The 15,101-nt window shown below is 47.5% G+C and carries 11 protein-coding genes; 7 read left to right on the top strand and 4 right to left on the bottom strand.

Annotation, left to right across the window (positions count from 1 at the left end; all coding sequences use genetic code 11):
- Positions 1-61 precede the first annotated feature (61 nt).
- Entirely contained in the window at positions 62-1,387 is a 1,326-nt protein-coding gene (locus tag G3352_RS20420; protein WP_163759283.1) for a PDZ domain-containing protein, read from the top strand.
- A gap of 52 nt (positions 1,388-1,439) precedes the next feature.
- Here the strand turns inward: G3352_RS20420 and G3352_RS20415 are convergent, their stop codons facing one another.
- Both G3352_RS20415 and G3352_RS20410 read right to left on the bottom strand, forming a co-directional pair.
- Positions 1,440-2,129, bottom strand: coding sequence for a response regulator transcription factor (locus tag G3352_RS20415; protein WP_163759281.1), 690 nt, complete (start codon positions 2,127-2,129; stop codon positions 1,440-1,442).
- A 19-nt stretch (positions 2,130-2,148) separates the two neighbouring features.
- The gene (locus tag G3352_RS20410) at positions 2,149-3,423 is read right to left on the bottom strand and encodes a sensor histidine kinase (protein WP_163759279.1); all 1,275 of its coding nucleotides are present in this window, start codon (positions 3,421-3,423) and stop codon (positions 2,149-2,151) included.
- A 245-nt stretch (positions 3,424-3,668) separates the two neighbouring features.
- Between G3352_RS20410 and G3352_RS20405 the strand changes: the two genes are divergently transcribed.
- The 3 genes from G3352_RS20405 to G3352_RS20395 are packed head-to-tail and all read left to right on the top strand — an operon-like array spanning position 3,669 to position 6,976.
- A complete protein-coding gene (locus G3352_RS20405; protein WP_163759277.1) occupies positions 3,669-4,604 on the top strand; it encodes an ABC transporter ATP-binding protein in 936 nt (311 codons plus the stop codon).
- Positions 4,605-4,614: 10 nt separating this feature from the next.
- Positions 4,615-5,805, top strand: a complete 1,191-nt coding sequence (locus tag G3352_RS20400; protein ID WP_163759275.1) for an ABC transporter permease — start codon at positions 4,615-4,617, stop codon at positions 5,803-5,805.
- Positions 5,798-6,976 carry an ABC transporter permease gene (locus G3352_RS20395; RefSeq protein ID WP_163759273.1) on the top strand — a complete coding sequence of 393 codons (1,179 nt, stop codon included), beginning with the start codon at positions 5,798-5,800 and terminating at the stop codon, positions 6,974-6,976. The genes G3352_RS20400 and G3352_RS20395 overlap by 8 nt, the downstream gene beginning before the upstream one ends.
- A gap of 190 nt (positions 6,977-7,166) precedes the next feature.
- On the opposite strand, the gene G3352_RS20390 is transcribed toward G3352_RS20395, so the two are convergent.
- Both G3352_RS20390 and G3352_RS20385 read right to left on the bottom strand, forming a co-directional pair.
- On the bottom strand, positions 7,167-8,009 hold the full coding sequence (locus tag G3352_RS20390; protein WP_163759271.1) for a flagellar motor protein MotB: 843 nt from the start codon (positions 8,007-8,009) through the stop codon (positions 7,167-7,169).
- Positions 7,993-8,790 carry a flagellar motor protein gene (locus G3352_RS20385; protein WP_072733566.1) on the bottom strand — a complete coding sequence of 266 codons (798 nt, stop codon included), beginning with the start codon at positions 8,788-8,790 and terminating at the stop codon, positions 7,993-7,995. Before G3352_RS20385 ends, G3352_RS20390 begins: the two co-directional genes overlap by 17 nt.
- A gap of 169 nt (positions 8,791-8,959) precedes the next feature.
- Here G3352_RS20385 and uvrB point away from each other — a divergent pair, with 169 nt between their 5' ends.
- The 3 genes from uvrB to G3352_RS20370 all read left to right on the top strand — a co-directional run bounded on the left by uvrB (position 8,960) and on the right by G3352_RS20370 (position 15,007).
- Positions 8,960-10,951: an excinuclease ABC subunit UvrB gene (gene uvrB / locus G3352_RS20380; RefSeq protein ID WP_163759269.1), complete on the top strand. Its 1,992-nt coding sequence runs from the start codon at positions 8,960-8,962 to the stop codon at positions 10,949-10,951.
- 663 nt (positions 10,952-11,614) lie between these two features.
- Positions 11,615-14,473: an excinuclease ABC subunit UvrA gene (gene uvrA, locus G3352_RS20375; protein ID WP_163759267.1), complete on the top strand. Its 2,859-nt coding sequence runs from the start codon at positions 11,615-11,617 to the stop codon at positions 14,471-14,473.
- 321 nt (positions 14,474-14,794) lie between these two features.
- A complete protein-coding gene (locus G3352_RS20370; protein WP_076287653.1) occupies positions 14,795-15,007 on the top strand; it encodes a hypothetical protein in 213 nt (70 codons plus the stop codon).
- Positions 15,008-15,101 lie beyond the last annotated feature (94 nt).

Raw genomic sequence — 15,101 nt, 5'->3', positions numbered from 1 at the left:
AGGCTGATTTTCAGCCTTCTTTTTTTCTGAACCGGCTGAAGGAGAGGGGTGACCGTCCACAATGGAATGGGTTTGGCCATGGTTGACCACATTAGGAGAAGCATTGTTGCAGTTGTTTATTCAGCCGTTTTATTATATTGCGGTAATCTTGATTGCTCTCGTTTATCATCGTCAACTCTTACAGGAACGTAAATTGTTCCACGTTCGTCTGCAAAGCTCGATAACACAGACCATTCGTGCAGTACTTGGAGGTATTGTGATTGGTGTAATGGTCTCAATCGTGTCGCTGTTTCTTGGGACACATCTTACACTGAGCAGCCTGATCTGTATTTGGGCAGCTACGTTATTCCTGGCATTATTCCGTATCCGATACTTATGTTTTGCTTATGCTGCAGGTTTGCTTGGCGTGTTGCAGTTTAGTTTAAATATGGCTTCGGGCTGGCAACCGGCAGGATGGATAGGAAGTGTCACAGAAGCATTACGTGCGCTGGATATGCCTGCACTTCTTGTGCTCGCGGCTGTATTACATATCGGTGAAGCGCTGATGGTACGCATGCAAGGGGTATCGATGGCATCGCCTTTGCTCTTCGAAGGTAAACGAGGCAAGCTCGTTGGAGGATACCAGTTGCAGCATTTCTGGCCGATTCCGTTACTGATTCTTGTTCCAGTTACGGGCGGGGCCGAATTGCCTTGGACCGCTTTGATCAGCGGAGGGAATGGCTACATGCTGATTGCGCTGCCGATTATGCTGGGATTTGGAGAAGTTACGCAAAGTATGCTCCCGGGGAAAAAAGTCCAGATTTCCGCAAAACGATTGCTGTTATATGGGACAGGGCTACTTGTGCTCAGTCTCCTGGCTGCATGGTGGTCTCCACTCATGGTTGTTGCAGCCTTGGCTGCCTTCATTGGACATGAGTTTCTGGTGTGGTACAGTGGCTTCGAGGAGCAAAACCGAAGCCCACTGTTTGTACACCCTGAGCACGGCCTGAAGGTGCTGGGAGTCATTCCTGATAGTCCTGCGGAAGAACTGGGAATTGAAGCAGGGGAAACCTTGTACAAGGTAAATGGCGTATTGGTGCATTCGCCTGAGCAATTACATCGCGCTTTGCGCATGAATCCGGCCTTTTGTAAGCTGGAGGTACGTAATCATCAGGGTGAGAGCAAGTTCATGCAACGGGCGATCTATGAAGGTGAGCATCACCAGCTTGGGGTACTGATGGCTCCGGACAATCATGAAGCCTGGGCGCTCCGCTTGCGTCCGCTAACTCTGTTTCATATCGTAAGTCTCAAGTTGTTCGCACGACGTCGGAAAGATCAGCTTGATGTTGAGGCTCCACTGGCATTGCCGCCCGCCCCGGCGGGGGAGCAAAGATCTGTAGAGATGTAATGACGAAAGGGTATTTCCTCCGCCTAATTAGGCGAGGGAAATACCCTTTTTGCTACTTTTTTAACATGAAAATAGCGATTTGAGTCCGATCACGTAAACTAAGCTTGCCAAGAATATCGGTAACATAGTTTTTGACCGTGCCCTCACTCAAGAATAGCTTCGCGGCAATTTCTTTATTGGACAGCCCTTCTGATATAGCCTCTGCAACAGCCAGTTCCATACGGGTTAGCCCGTAAGAGTCAATGGGTTCATGTATCTGAGGCGCTGCAGCAGGACGGAGTAGACTCGCGAGCTTACGAGCAATATCGGGATGAATCAACATATCCCCGTTATGTACAGTCTTGATGCCCTGAATGATCCGGTCAGGTGGCACATTTTTGAGCAAATAACCGCTGGCTCCGTTTTGCAAAGCCTGGATAATATATTCATCATCGTCAAACGTGGTAAGCATCAGTACACGAACGTCAGGGAAACGTGTTTTAATGATTCGGGTACCTTCAACTCCATCACAATCTGGCATGCGAATATCCATAAGTACAACGTCGGCAATTTTCCCTGACTCCAACAGTTCCAGAGCTTCCCGGCCGTTTGAAGCTGTACCTGTAACGGTAATGCCGGGGTCGAGTCCGAGCAGGACTTTGAGACTTTCACGGATAAAGGAATCATCATCCGCAAGCATCAGCCGAATGGACTGAGGATGAACAGAATGGCTCGAATTATTTATTTCATTCAGGTCAGACATGAGCAAATCACTTCCTTTTTCAGATCAGTTCAGCTTTGTTCGCCATGGGCAGGCGTGTAATCACCGTATAGGGATAGTCCGACTTAATCTCCAGTTTCCCACCAACCAATTGTGTGCGTAGGCGCATTCCTTCAAGTCCCATGCCGAGTCCTGTAGACTCTGCCTTTACGCCCGGTTTAGCAGGAGATCCTTCATGTCTTCCTTTCGTTTGTTCCTTGGTGGAAAGGGTGTGGATCTTCCCATCGTTGCTGATGGCCATACAGATTTCTCTTTTTCCAAATTCCAGTTCCACAGAAATCGTAGTAGCATTTCCATGTCGGAGTGCATTGGTCACGGCCTCTTTGGCATTTTTGTACAAGACAATCTGCATACTGGGATAGAGTACATGTGAATGCCCTCGCACTTCATAACGCGTTTTCACACCTGTTTCCCGGCCAACGTCTTCAAGCAGACGATCTAATGCATAGGCATCGGATATGTAAGAGTCAGGACGCAATTTGTGAAGCGTGGTGCGCATGTCATCCATACTGGCGGCCAATTGATCCCGAATCTGTCTCACCATTTCCGTGCCCTGTTCAGGATGTATAGGGAGGGTCAGGAGGGCTGCCTCAGACATCATTTTGGTACGAATCAAGCGATGACCAATATCATCATGAAGCTGTCGGGATATCCGGGTACGTTCCTCAACCTGTGCTGCTCCTTCAAGCTGCTTCGTGAATTGCAGCAATTGTTCGCGTGCCTCCTGAAGCTCGTAATGTTTACTTCGCAGCTCATCGTACACCTGTTCAAGCTGCCCACGGCTGCTCGCGCTTCTAGAACCCTGCCAAGAGAGTGTTGCGGTGATGAGCAGGAGCAAGTTACCTGCAACCCGAGCCATTGTCTCTTGAGTGAAGATAAAAGGAATGGCCGTGTTGGTGTGAAGTGTAAGCCATGCATGAAGCTCCTGTGGTGGGGCGTAATACCAATGTAGCGCAATATTGCTGGCTATAAGCTGAATGGCGAGCATTAACCACCGCTGGGTCCTATCCAGTCTGTACATGTACACATAAAGCGCGGATAAGGAGAGGAAAAACATAAATGGGCCATATAAAGCGATCAGCCAGCAGCTGAAGAGGATTTCGGCCACGAGCAGCAAAAGCTGCATACCTGAACGGGAGAAGTCTTTCCACACCGCGAGTCCTAGCGCAATGATAATATACAGAGTATAGCTATCTTCTTGTTCCTGTGGTAGCACCAGAATGTAGAGGACCGCGGGAACTATGAGTAAACCGTATTGCAGCAACCGCATCGGCATATGTCAGAGACATCCTTTTTTTTAGAAGTTAAGGTATACCTTTCGGTAATGTATGTAATATCCTTTAGTTCAATTTATGTATGTCGATTATATCATAGGCAGTTTTCCCAACCGAAGATGACTTAAGTCACCTTTGTTTCATGACCTTTCGTACCTTCGCAGAAGATCACAATTCGTTACAATACAGATATGAAGATATGAAAATCCAGTCGTAGGAAGCTGGACGGAAGAGGAGTGTATAATCTATGGCTATGCTTGAAGTGGATCATGTCGTGAAACGATACGGTAGCAAGCTGTCAGTGGATCATTTAAATCTGAGTGTCGGTAAAGGTGAAATTTTTGGATTGCTTGGACCCAATGGAGCAGGGAAAAGTACCACCATTAGTATGATTGCCGGTCTTTTAAATATGGATCAAGGTGAAATTCGGTTGGATGGCATATCAGTCAAGGAGCGGCCGCTTGAAGTAAAACGCAAAATCGGGCTGGTACCACAGGATCTGGCTCTATACGAAACGATGACCGCTGCGGAGAATGTAACTTTTTTTGCCCGACTATATGGACTCCGTGGAAAAATGCTTAAAGAAAGGGTGCAGGAATCCCTCGAATTTGTAGGTTTGCAGGACAAAGCGAGGGATGCCCCGTCCACTTTCTCTGGCGGTATGAAACGTAGGCTGAACATTGCGTGTGCGATTATGCATCGGCCGGATTTAATCATTATGGATGAACCAACAGTGGGCATTGACCCGCAATCACGGAATCATATTTTGGAGTCGGTCCGTACGCTTAATCAGATGGGATCAACCATCATTTATACAAGTCATTACATGGAGGAAGTTGCTGCAATCAGTCACCGGGTAGCGATTATGGATCAGGGGCATATCATTGCCTGTGGCACCGAAGCAGAGTTGAGAGAACGAGTTGCATCTGAGGAAAAAATAGTACTCACTACTTCGGGCATTGGTCCCAATGTTGTGGAGGAGCTAAAACTTCATCCCCGTGTGCGGGCGGTAGAAGTATCAGACGATACATTGACCGTTACGCTGCCTTCTGCACAGCAGGATCTACAGGATATGCTCTTCATTTGCAGCAAACATGAGATCTCCATTCAATCGCTCAAGGTCGAAGAGCCTGATCTGGAAACGCTCTTCCTCAATCTGACCGGACGTACGCTTCGGGACTAGGAGGATTCAGATGAACATATGGCATATTTGCATCTTTGAGTTAAGGCGGATTCTGAGAATTCGCTCGGTTCTGCTGAATCTGTTTATCCTGCCGCTGCTGCTCATCTTTATATTGGGTACTGCACTTTCCAGTACAATGGGGACGGCAAAAGACGCCATTCCTGACCCGGTGAGAGTAGGGATCATTCAAACTGAAAAGAATTCCGGTTCGGATGCGATCATTAACGCACTAAATACATTTGTGACATCTCCGGCGGTAGCCGCGATGATGAAGGTGCAGAACATTTCTACGGAAAAAGAGGCTATAAGTGCACTGCGACTGGGTGATCTGGATTTTGCCGTAATCGTCCCATCAGATCTGGAGGAGCAGATTATGAAAGGGGAAGAGGCAAGGTTGCAATGGATACTGGGAAAGGATGGCACGCTCAATGTTGTAGGTGAGACTTTGTTTACGCGGTTCACAGATGAACTAAACAGACAAGTAGCTGCGGCGAAAGTGTTAGGTCCTGACGCAGTAGCTGCAATGGCTGAGCATTCACAGACCAATAGCGCGAACTCTTCATATATAGCCGTAAGCAGTCCCGGAGAAGTGGGCACCTCTTATAGCGCCTCACAATATTATGCGGCTTCCATGCTCGCCATGTTCATGCTTTATTCAGGCATGACAACCAGCAACAGCCTGTTTGGTGAAAGGGACAAAAAAACGCTAACTCGCTTACAGGCAGCTCCAATCGGCAATGGGGTCATTTTTGCAGGGAAAATTGCAGGCAACAGCCTAATTGCTTTCTTGCAGGCCATCATCATCGTACTGGTGACGCATTGGTTATATGGTGTGAACTGGGGCACACATCCAGGGTTGATTGTTCTGATTTGTGTGCTGATTACGCTGGCTTCCATGACTCTTGGCGTGATTGTTGCCCTGCTTTTCAAGAATTCCGCATCCGCAAGCGCCGCTCTTCAAGGCATCATTATTGCCATGACGTTTATTAGCGGTGGATTTAGACCCATTGCCGTTGGTTTTGTACAGCGAATAAGTGAATTTACGGTAAACCATTGGGCTTTACAAAGTTTTCTGCGGATGATGCTGAACGCCCCCGTAAGTGAGATTATGTACAGCATCATGATGCTTGGTGCGGTATGTGCGGTAATGGTGGCAGCAGCGGGACTGATCTATAGAAAGGCGGGATATCGCTATGAATAGCCTGAATATTGCCTGGCTGATGATTCGGCGCACGATATTGCGCAAACGTGGTTTCATCACATTCTTTCTTCTTCCTTGCCTTGTCGTCACAGGAACAATTGCTCTGTTCGGGAGCGAGGAGGGAACACGTGCAGTCATTCCTTATGTAAACGAGGATCAGGGGGCAGCAGGTGCATGGATCTTGAATGAGCTTGGCCGCAAAGAAGAATATTTTCTGAAACCCATGAAAACCGTTGCGGAAGTTAAGGAAGCCATCGCGCAGCAAAGGGGGAGTTCAGGACTCGTTATCCCGGCGCATTACACGGACGATCTACTGCAAGATAAACAGCCTGAAGTCCAGCTGGTAGAACTTCGTGTCAGTGAAAGCTCTTATACGCTTAGAGCTGCTGTTGAAGGTTTGGCGGCGGGATTGAATCAATCTGTTTCGGCAGTATTGGCAGCAACAGATGCGTCATCGGGTGAGACTCCTGATCCAGCTCTGGCAGAAGCAAAATTTAAAGAGTTGTTACTTGAACTTGGTAAACATCAGATTTCGGGTGAAGCAACTGAGCTGAAGATTTATCCAAAACCGGGTTTGAACAACGTAACTGGATTTACGATTATGTTCATGATGGGTCTGCTGACCAGTACAGTTGCTGTAATTATGGAAGACCGCAGGCAGCGGACGATGGCAAGAGTCTACACGGCGCCGGTCCGCGCTTATGAAATCGCACTGGGCAATTTTCTGGGGAGTTTTGCGATCGGTTTGATCCAAATTGTTTTGGTGCTGGGGATTAGCAGATGGGTGCTTCATTATGATGCGGGGCTTCCATTTGGCATCCACCTTCTCATTCTGGCCGCATTTATGCTGGTCTCCATGGGGATTGCGAGTACGGTTGCCGGTTTGATTCGTGAATCCAAAAATGCAACCATGCTAAATTCACTGATTATCACACCGACGTGTATGATTGGTGGCTGTTTCTGGCCACTGTCGATCATGCCGGATTACATGCAAAAACTCGCTAATTTTGTTCCGCAGAAATGGGCGATTCAAGCGGTGGAAACGATCTCTGCTGGTGGTACGTTGTCGGATATCACAATGCCGCTGCTGATACTGTTTGGCATGGCAGCCATTTTGCTTACGGTGGGTTCGGCGATTCTTCGTCCCAGCCAGCCAGGCGTAGATGCGTAATGTGTGCATCGTTTGTATGATGAAGATAATCACATCGTGTGCCATTGCTGTACAACGAAGAAAATAAGGGATCTGTCGTTTAGCAATAAGAGATAGAAGTATAAACAAAAAGCACGTTCTGCTGAATCGAATTCAGTAAGAACGTGCTTTTTATAATAAAGCAAGGATGCTTCATACGAAATGCTGGAGATTAAGGCTGGAGTTGACGCAAGACGGTGATTTCCACACGTCTATTTTTTTGCCGCCCTGCGGCGGTGGTATTATCCCCAGTTGGGCGTGTATCCGCATATCCGGCATATTGAAATCCGTCAGGGTCAAGCTTTTCTTTATCGAGAAAAAATCGCAGTACAGACAGTGCACGTTCCCCGGAAAGTTCCCAATTGTCTTTATAGGTAGCGTTCGCCCCGACAGGAACGTTGTCCGTATGTCCTTCAATGCTGACAACTGTGCTCAGATCACGGAACAGACTTGCTAATTTGCTCAGAGTGGGTGAAGCATCACTTTTGAGTGCGGCTTTTCCCTGATCAAACAGGAAGCGGTCACTGAGTGTGATAGAGATGCCTTGCGGCTTGTCCGCAACAAAAATCTGATTTTCCAGTTTATTGTCCTCGATATACTGGGTAATCACATTGAACAGATTTTGCAGCTCCTGCTCCTGTGATCTGAATTGCTCTTCCCGCTCCGTAAGTGGCTGATCGTCATCTTCTGGCGTACCTGTCTCGGAGCCGGAAGGAGAACCTTCACCTTCTCCAGGGTCTTCGCCCTGAATCTGAGAAGGTGGATTTTTGGTAATAGCTTGTCCAGCTGTACCACCAATGCCTTCACCTTGATCAAGCAGGGAGTTGGATTGGTTGAAAGTATTTTGCAACGATTGAGTAACCACATCGTATTTACCAGAATCCAGATTGCTCATGGCATACATGATCACAAAAAAGATCAGCAGCAGGGTAATGAGATCGGCATAGGTAATCATCCAGCGATCTCGATGATCTCCAGGTTCACGTTTTCCGCGCCGTTTACTGCGCCGACTCATCCAATCCCTCCTTCACTACAGGACGTGTAATCTGGCGGTGAGTAAGTGTAAAGGACTCGAGCCGTTTACGCACAAGCTGAGGGTTTTCCCCGTTCTGGATGGATAGTACGCCTTCGAGCAGCATTTCCATCGTTTGAATTTCGTCTGCTCCACGGGATTTAATTTTGGAAGCAATGGGTAAAAAGATAAGATTGGCACTGGCGACCCCATAAAGGGTTGCGGTAAAGGCAACAGCAATTGCTGGACCGAGTCCGGTAGGATCGGTCAGACTGCCAAGTACCTGAATAAGTCCCATCACGGTACCAATGATACCCATCGTTGGAGCATAACCGCCTGCTGATTCAAAAATTTTGGCATAACCTTCATATTTTTGTTCGACGGAATCAATCTCCATCTCCATGATCTGGCGAACAACATCCTGATCTGTGCCATCGACAACCATTTGAATACCATCTTGTAAAAATGGATGCGGATGATCCATCACTTTTCGTTCCAGTGCAAGCACGCCTGAGCGGCGAGCAATTGAAGACATATCTACAAGTTCTTCAACCCACTGGCTTGAGTCATTGTTGTTACGCCCAAAGGCCATGCGGAGGGCAGCAGGAATCGTACGCAGCCGATGTGCAGGGAAACTGGCAACAACTGCGGCAATTGTTCCACCAAATACAATTAGAGCAGCGGTCTTTTGCATCAGACCGGATAATTGGCCACCTTCCCATAAAAAACCACTAATGACTGCGGCAATCCCGGCAATAATGCCGATAAGTGTCGCAATATCCATAAATTAACCCACTCCTATCTTTAGTTCGCGATTGCATCACTTGCACAGACGAGGTATAATTAAACGGGAACAAATATTCCTATTACTATAAGTTTTCCCATATGTAAATTCGGGGAACTTCGACAATATATAGTGACTATTATTTTAGACGATAGGGTGAGATACGGCAATGAGCGATATTATAATGAGCGACAAAACGTTCGAAATCGAGTCAGAGTTTTCTCCCCAAGGTGATCAGCCTGCAGCCATTGAAGAATTGGTGAAGGGTGTTCAGGAGGGGAAGAGATATCAGACATTGCTGGGTGCAACGGGTACGGGTAAGACGTTCACCATTGCACAGACGATTGCCAAGCTGCAACGTCCCACACTGATTATTGCCCACAATAAAACGCTGGCAGCTCAGCTTGCAAGTGAGTTCAAAGACTTTTTTCCAAATAACATGGTTGAGTATTTTGTCAGTTATTACGATTACTTTCAGCCAGAGGCCTATATTCCTTCCTCGGATACGTATATCGAGAAGGACTCAAGTATCAATGAAGAGATCGATAAGTTGCGCCATGCGGCTACGAGTTCATTATTTGAACGTAGAGATGTCATTATTGTAGCGAGTGTATCCTGCATCTATGGTTTGGGTTCGCCGCATTCGTATTCCAGCATGCTTCTGTCCTTACGGGTAGGGATGGAGAAACCGCGCAATCAGATTTTGTCCCGTCTGGTGGAGATCCAGTATCAGCGAAATGACATTAACTTTGTGCGCGGTACGTTCCGCGTGCGGGGCGATGTTATTGAGATCTTTCCAGCATCCAAGGGTGAACATGCGATTCGGGTGGAATTATTCGGAGATGAGATTGAGAAAATTACAGAGATTGATGTGTTAACCGGAGAACTGGTTGGGGAACGTGAGCACATTGCGATATTCCCGGCATCTCACTTCGTAACCCAGGAAGAGACGATGAAGGTTGCGCTAGTGAATATTGAGCGTGAACTGGAAGAGCGTCTTGAAGTATTGCGTGAACAGGGGAAATTGCTGGAGGCTCAGCGACTGGAGCAACGTACACGTTACGATATTGAGATGATGAAAGAAGTCGGCTTCTGTTCAGGGATTGAAAACTATTCCGGCCCACTGACATTCCGCGAACGAGGCGATACACCTTACACGCTGATGGACTATTTTCCGGATGATATGTTGATTGTGGTCGATGAGTCCCACGTGACTCTTCCACAGATCCGTGCGATGTATAACGGTGACCAAGCACGGAAGACTGTACTGGTTGATCACGGATTCCGTCTGCCATCTGCGCTGGATAACCGCCCTCTCAAATTCGATGAGTTTGAAGGGAAGATGGATCAGATTATCTATGTATCCGCGACACCAGGTCCATACGAGATAGAGCATACGGATACGATGGTACAACAGATCATTCGTCCAACCGGTCTGCTTGATCCAATTATTGAACTGCGTCCAACGAAGGGGCAGATCGATGACCTGATCGGTGAGATTAACGACCGGATTGCGAAGGATGAGCGGGTCCTGATCACAACATTAACGAAGAAGATGTCCGAGGATCTAACTGATTATCTGAAGGAGATCGGAATCAAGGTTCGTTATTTGCACTCCGAGATCAAGACGTTGGAGCGTATGGCGATCCTGCGTGATCTAAGGCTAGGGGTTTTCCATGTCCTTATCGGAATCAACTTGCTCCGGGAAGGTCTGGATCTTCCAGAAGTTTCTCTGGTAGCCATTTTGGATGCCGACAAAGAAGGCTTCCTACGCTCGGAACGCTCACTGATTCAAACGATTGGTCGGGCTGCACGGAACAGCGAAGGTCGAGTTATCCTGTATGGTGACAAAGTGACGGATTCGATGGATAAGGCGATTAAGGAAACGGAACGCCGTCGTGCAATCCAGATTGAATATAACGAAGAGCATGGCATTACACCACAGACGATTCGTAAAAAAGTGCGTGATGTGATTGAAGCAACCAAAGTTGCCGAATCCAAGAAAGACTATCTTACAGGCGCTGCCGAGAAGATGTCGAAGAAGGAACGTCAGTCGCTTATTCAGCGCCTAGAGGCAGAGATGAAAGACGCAGCCAAAAACTTGCAGTTTGAGCGTGCTGCTGAACTTCGCGATGCATTGTTGGAACTGCGCGCAGAATAGCTTATTAAGCAGACTGTAGAAATATAAGATAGAGGCACAGTAATGAATGTGTCGCAGCAAGGATAGATCTGCAACAAGAGAACGGCCGGGTGGCCGTTCTCTTGTTGAGTCAGGAAATCATTGATGTCTACCGATAATTAGACATGTTGAAAACATAAAATCAGGTCTATACTGATAGAAAAGTTGAAATTGGTTAAAAGGTTTATAGGAAAACATTTGGAAGTTGTGTACCCAGGAGCCGAGCCGAAGGCAATGGCGACCTTCACGAACGAGGCGAAGCCGTGAGCGTCCCGGTGTTCAAGGGGAGCCGAGCCGAAGGCAATGGCGACCTTCACGAACGAGGCGAAGCCGTGAGCGTCCCGGTGTTCAAAGGGAGCCGAGCCGAAGGCAATGGCGACCTTCGCGAGCGATGCAAAGCCGTGAGCGTCCTCTCGTGGTAGAGCGGCCGTCCAAGAGACCGGCGATCGGCCGGGATCTTGGACGAAGCTGCGGGCACACGACAACCTTCACATAGCAAGACCCGACCATTCACCATTGCACCGCTTGTTTCGGGTGTCCAGAGGGCTGCGCCCTTTGGGGCCCTCCCTTGGAAGGGAGGGTTTGGGAGGGATTGAAAAGCCTTTAAAAAAGGTTGGAATTTCAACATTGAAAGGATGAATACCATTGGCGAGCGAGAACATTGTCATCAAAGGCGCGCGAGCGCATAACCTCAAAAACATTGATATCACCATCCCGCGTGACCGTTTTGTTGTATTGACCGGTCTGAGTGGCTCAGGCAAGTCCTCGCTGGCTTTTGATACGATATATGCCGAAGGACAGCGACGTTACGTTGAATCATTATCGGCTTATGCACGGCAGTTTCTGGGGCAGATGGAGAAACCGGACGTTGATTCCATTGAAGGATTGTCTCCGGCCATCTCCATAGATCAGAAAACGACAAGTCGTAACCCGCGTTCTACCGTGGGAACCGTTACGGAAATCTATGACTACCTGCGTCTGTTATTTGCACGTGTGGGACATCCCCATTGTCCGGATCATGGCGTGGAAATTAGCTCCCAGACCGTAGAACAAATGGTTGACCGCATAATGCAATATCCTGAGCGTACCCGATTGCAGATTTTGGCCCCGATTGTCTCGGGACGCAAGGGTGAACACAAAAGTGTGTTTTCCGATATCTCCAAACAAGGTTTTGTCCGTGTTCGGGTGAACGGGGAATTACGTGATCTGTCCGAAGATATCCAATTGGAAAAAAACAAGAAACATACGATTGAAGTCGTCGTTGACCGGATCGTGATCAAGGAAGATGTGCAATCACGTTTGGCCGATTCTATTGAGACTGCACTTAATCTGTCCGGTGGACAACTGCTGGTAGATATTATGGGTGAAGAAGAACTGCGTTTCAGTTCCAACTTTGCCTGCCCGGTGTGCGGGTTCAGTATTGATGAGCTGGCGCCGCGCATGTTTTCGTTCAACAGCCCATTTGGAGCCTGTCCGGATTGTGATGGATTAGGTGTCAAAATGATTGTTGATCCGGACTTACTGGTGCCGGATCGCAGCAAAACAATTGAAGACGGTGCGTTTGATGCGTGGACAGGTGGCACATCAACCTATTATCCGCAGTTCCTCAAGTCGGTATGCGAACACTTTAACATTCCGCAAAACGTACCTGTAGAAGATCTGCCTGCTGAACAAATGAACAAGCTGTTGCAGGGTACAGGTACGGAGAAAATTCGTTTCCGGTACGAGAATGATTTTGGACAACGGAAAGAAGCGCTGGTTACCTTTGAAGGTATTGTGAATAATCTGGAGCGCCGTTACCGTGAGACAGCATCCGAAGGTATCCGTGAATTCATTGAAGGTTATATGAGTGCCAAGCCGTGTGGAACATGTAAAGGACAGCGACTGAAACGTGAAAGCCTTGCTGTTACGATTAACGATCACAACATGGCGTATGTGACAAGTTTGTCCATTGGAGAAGCTGGTCGTTTCTTCGATTCGCTACAATTGAGTGAAAAAGAAGAAATAATTGCCAAACTTATTTTAAAAGAAATCAACAGTCGTCTCGGCTTCCTAGTAAACGTAGGACTGGATTATCTGACGCTGAGCCGTGCTGCAGGAACGTTGTCCGGTGGTGAAGCCCAGCGAATCAGACTGGCGACACAGATTGGTTCCAGCCTGATGGGTGTGCTGTATATTCTGGATGAGCCGAGTATCGGTCTGCATCAACGGGATAACGATCGTCTGATCTCCACACTCGCTCACATGCGGGATATAGGTAACACACTGATCGTGGTTGAGCATGATGAGGATACGATGATGGCCGCCGATTATATTATTGATATTGGTCCGGGGGCAGGTATCCACGGTGGTACCATCATGTCGCAGGGTACACCGGAAGAAATCATGAATGACGAGAACTCGTTAACGGGTCAATATCTGAGTGGGCGCAAATTTATTCCGATACGTACGGAACGCCGTAGTGTCGGAGACCGATGGCTGGAAGTACGTGGAGCGAAGGAAAATAACCTGAAAAACCTGAATGTAAAAATTCCAGTGGGCGTATTCACCGCAGTAACGGGTGTATCCGGCTCTGGTAAATCGACACTAATTAATGAGATTTTGTATAAAACGCTAGCACGTGATCTGAACCGCGCACGGGTACGCCCAGGTCTGCATAAAGAGATTCGAGGTCTGGAACATATCGATAAAGTCATTGATATTGACCAGTCTCCAATCGGACGGACACCACGCTCCAACCCGGCTACTTATACAGGCGTCTTTGATGACATCCGTGATCTGTTTGCACAGACCAATGAAGCTAAAGTGCGGGGGTACAAAAAAGGCCGATTCAGTTTCAATATTAAAGGTGGACGTTGTGAAGCATGTCGCGGGGACGGCATTATCAAAATTGAGATGCACTTCCTGCCAGATGTCTACGTGCCTTGTGAGGTCTGCAAAGGCAAACGGTACAATCGCGAAACACTTGAAGTCAAATACAAAAATAGAAATATTGCAGATGTGCTGGAAATGACGGTAGAGGATGCAACGCAGTTCTTCGAGAACATTCCGAAAATTCATCGCAAAATGCAAACCTTGCTCGACGTGGGGTTGGGCTACATTAACTTGGGGCAACCTGCAACGACCTTGTCCGGCGGTGAAGCCCAACGCGTGAAGCTTGCTTCCGAGCTGTATCGTCGCAGTACGGGGAAAACCATCTATATTCTGGATGAGCCAACAACCGGTCTTCATGTCGATGATATTGATCGTCTGCTGAACGTTCTGCATCGTCTGGTGGATTCCGGTGAATCGGTATTGGTTATCGAGCATAACCTGGATGTAATCAAAACAGCCGATTATATCGTTGATCTGGGTCCAGAAGGTGGAAGTGGTGGCGGAACCATTGTTGCGACAGGTACGCCAGAGGATATTATTAAAGTGGAAGCTTCATATACTGGTAAGTACTTGAAGCCAGTATTGGAGCGGGATACGGAACGAAGCAAGACGTTGCAATTGACGGAGTAAATGCTCCAGTGTACAGGTTGTTTGTGAATATCTAACCCTTCTTTTCATGAAGTAGGCGCATCGATGTATGATTCGATGCCCTCTTCTTCTGAGGAGAAGGGTTTTCTGATATTTTGCCGTTGTGCTGATCTAAATATGACATCGGTGAAAGTGTTTACATATGTGGTAGAGCAAGCATTCCATCAATCTACTGCCAAACTGGATTTTTTTCATTTTTCTGGATGATAGGGCTTGCATTACAAGCAGGGTACAGATAACATAGAGGAAGATATTAGGGTATGCGTTTAGCTGTTCAACTATGGTGAGGAGGTCTGTCTATCCATGCTGTTTGCAGAAGCTGCCGCGGCGAGTACTTCGAATTTTAATGCGTTTGATATTTTTGTCATCTTATTTACGATCCTGATTTTCATCGGAGTGGTTCGTCTGCTTCGCGCACCGAAGAAGAATTTGTTTGCTATCGGATTTGCAGTGGTCAGTCTGCTTGTATTCCTTTTGACGGACTATGCCATGATTACCGGTTGGTTTGGTTCGTAGACAACGCTGAACTTATTTGAAAACAGCAAGTAGAAGAACAGACAAACACTTTCCATGGAATTAAGGAGGGTGTTTTTTTGTGTTTTGCAGAGTG

The sequence above is a fragment of the Paenibacillus sp. ALJ109b genome (genome assembly GCF_010747435.1).
In the GTDB taxonomy this organism is placed as follows: domain Bacteria; phylum Bacillota; class Bacilli; order Paenibacillales; family Paenibacillaceae; genus Paenibacillus; species Paenibacillus taichungensis.
This window is presented reverse-complemented; position numbering and strand designations above follow the sequence as displayed.

Excerpts from the sequence above, each read along its gene's own strand:
- uvrB (WP_163759269.1), top strand. The coding sequence starts at position 8,960 with ATGAGCGATATTATAATGAGCGACAAAACGTTCGAAATCGAGTCAGAG.
- G3352_RS20400 (WP_163759275.1), top strand. The coding sequence starts at position 4,615 with ATGAACATATGGCATATTTGCATCTTTGAGTTAAGGCGGATTCTGAGA.
- G3352_RS20415 (WP_163759281.1), bottom strand. The coding sequence starts at position 2,129 with ATGTCTGACCTGAATGAAATAAATAATTCGAGCCATTCTGTTCATCCT.
- G3352_RS20410 (WP_163759279.1), bottom strand. The coding sequence starts at position 3,423 with ATGCCGATGCGGTTGCTGCAATACGGTTTACTCATAGTTCCCGCGGTC.
- G3352_RS20390 (WP_163759271.1), bottom strand. The coding sequence starts at position 8,009 with ATGAGTCGGCGCAGTAAACGGCGCGGAAAACGTGAACCTGGAGATCAT.
- G3352_RS20405 (WP_163759277.1), top strand. The coding sequence starts at position 3,669 with ATGGCTATGCTTGAAGTGGATCATGTCGTGAAACGATACGGTAGCAAG.
- G3352_RS20370 (WP_076287653.1), top strand. The coding sequence starts at position 14,795 with ATGCTGTTTGCAGAAGCTGCCGCGGCGAGTACTTCGAATTTTAATGCG.
- G3352_RS20385 (WP_072733566.1), bottom strand. The coding sequence starts at position 8,790 with ATGGATATTGCGACACTTATCGGCATTATTGCCGGGATTGCCGCAGTC.
- G3352_RS20395 (WP_163759273.1), top strand. The coding sequence starts at position 5,798 with ATGAATAGCCTGAATATTGCCTGGCTGATGATTCGGCGCACGATATTG.
- G3352_RS20420 (WP_163759283.1), top strand. The coding sequence starts at position 62 with ATGGAATGGGTTTGGCCATGGTTGACCACATTAGGAGAAGCATTGTTG.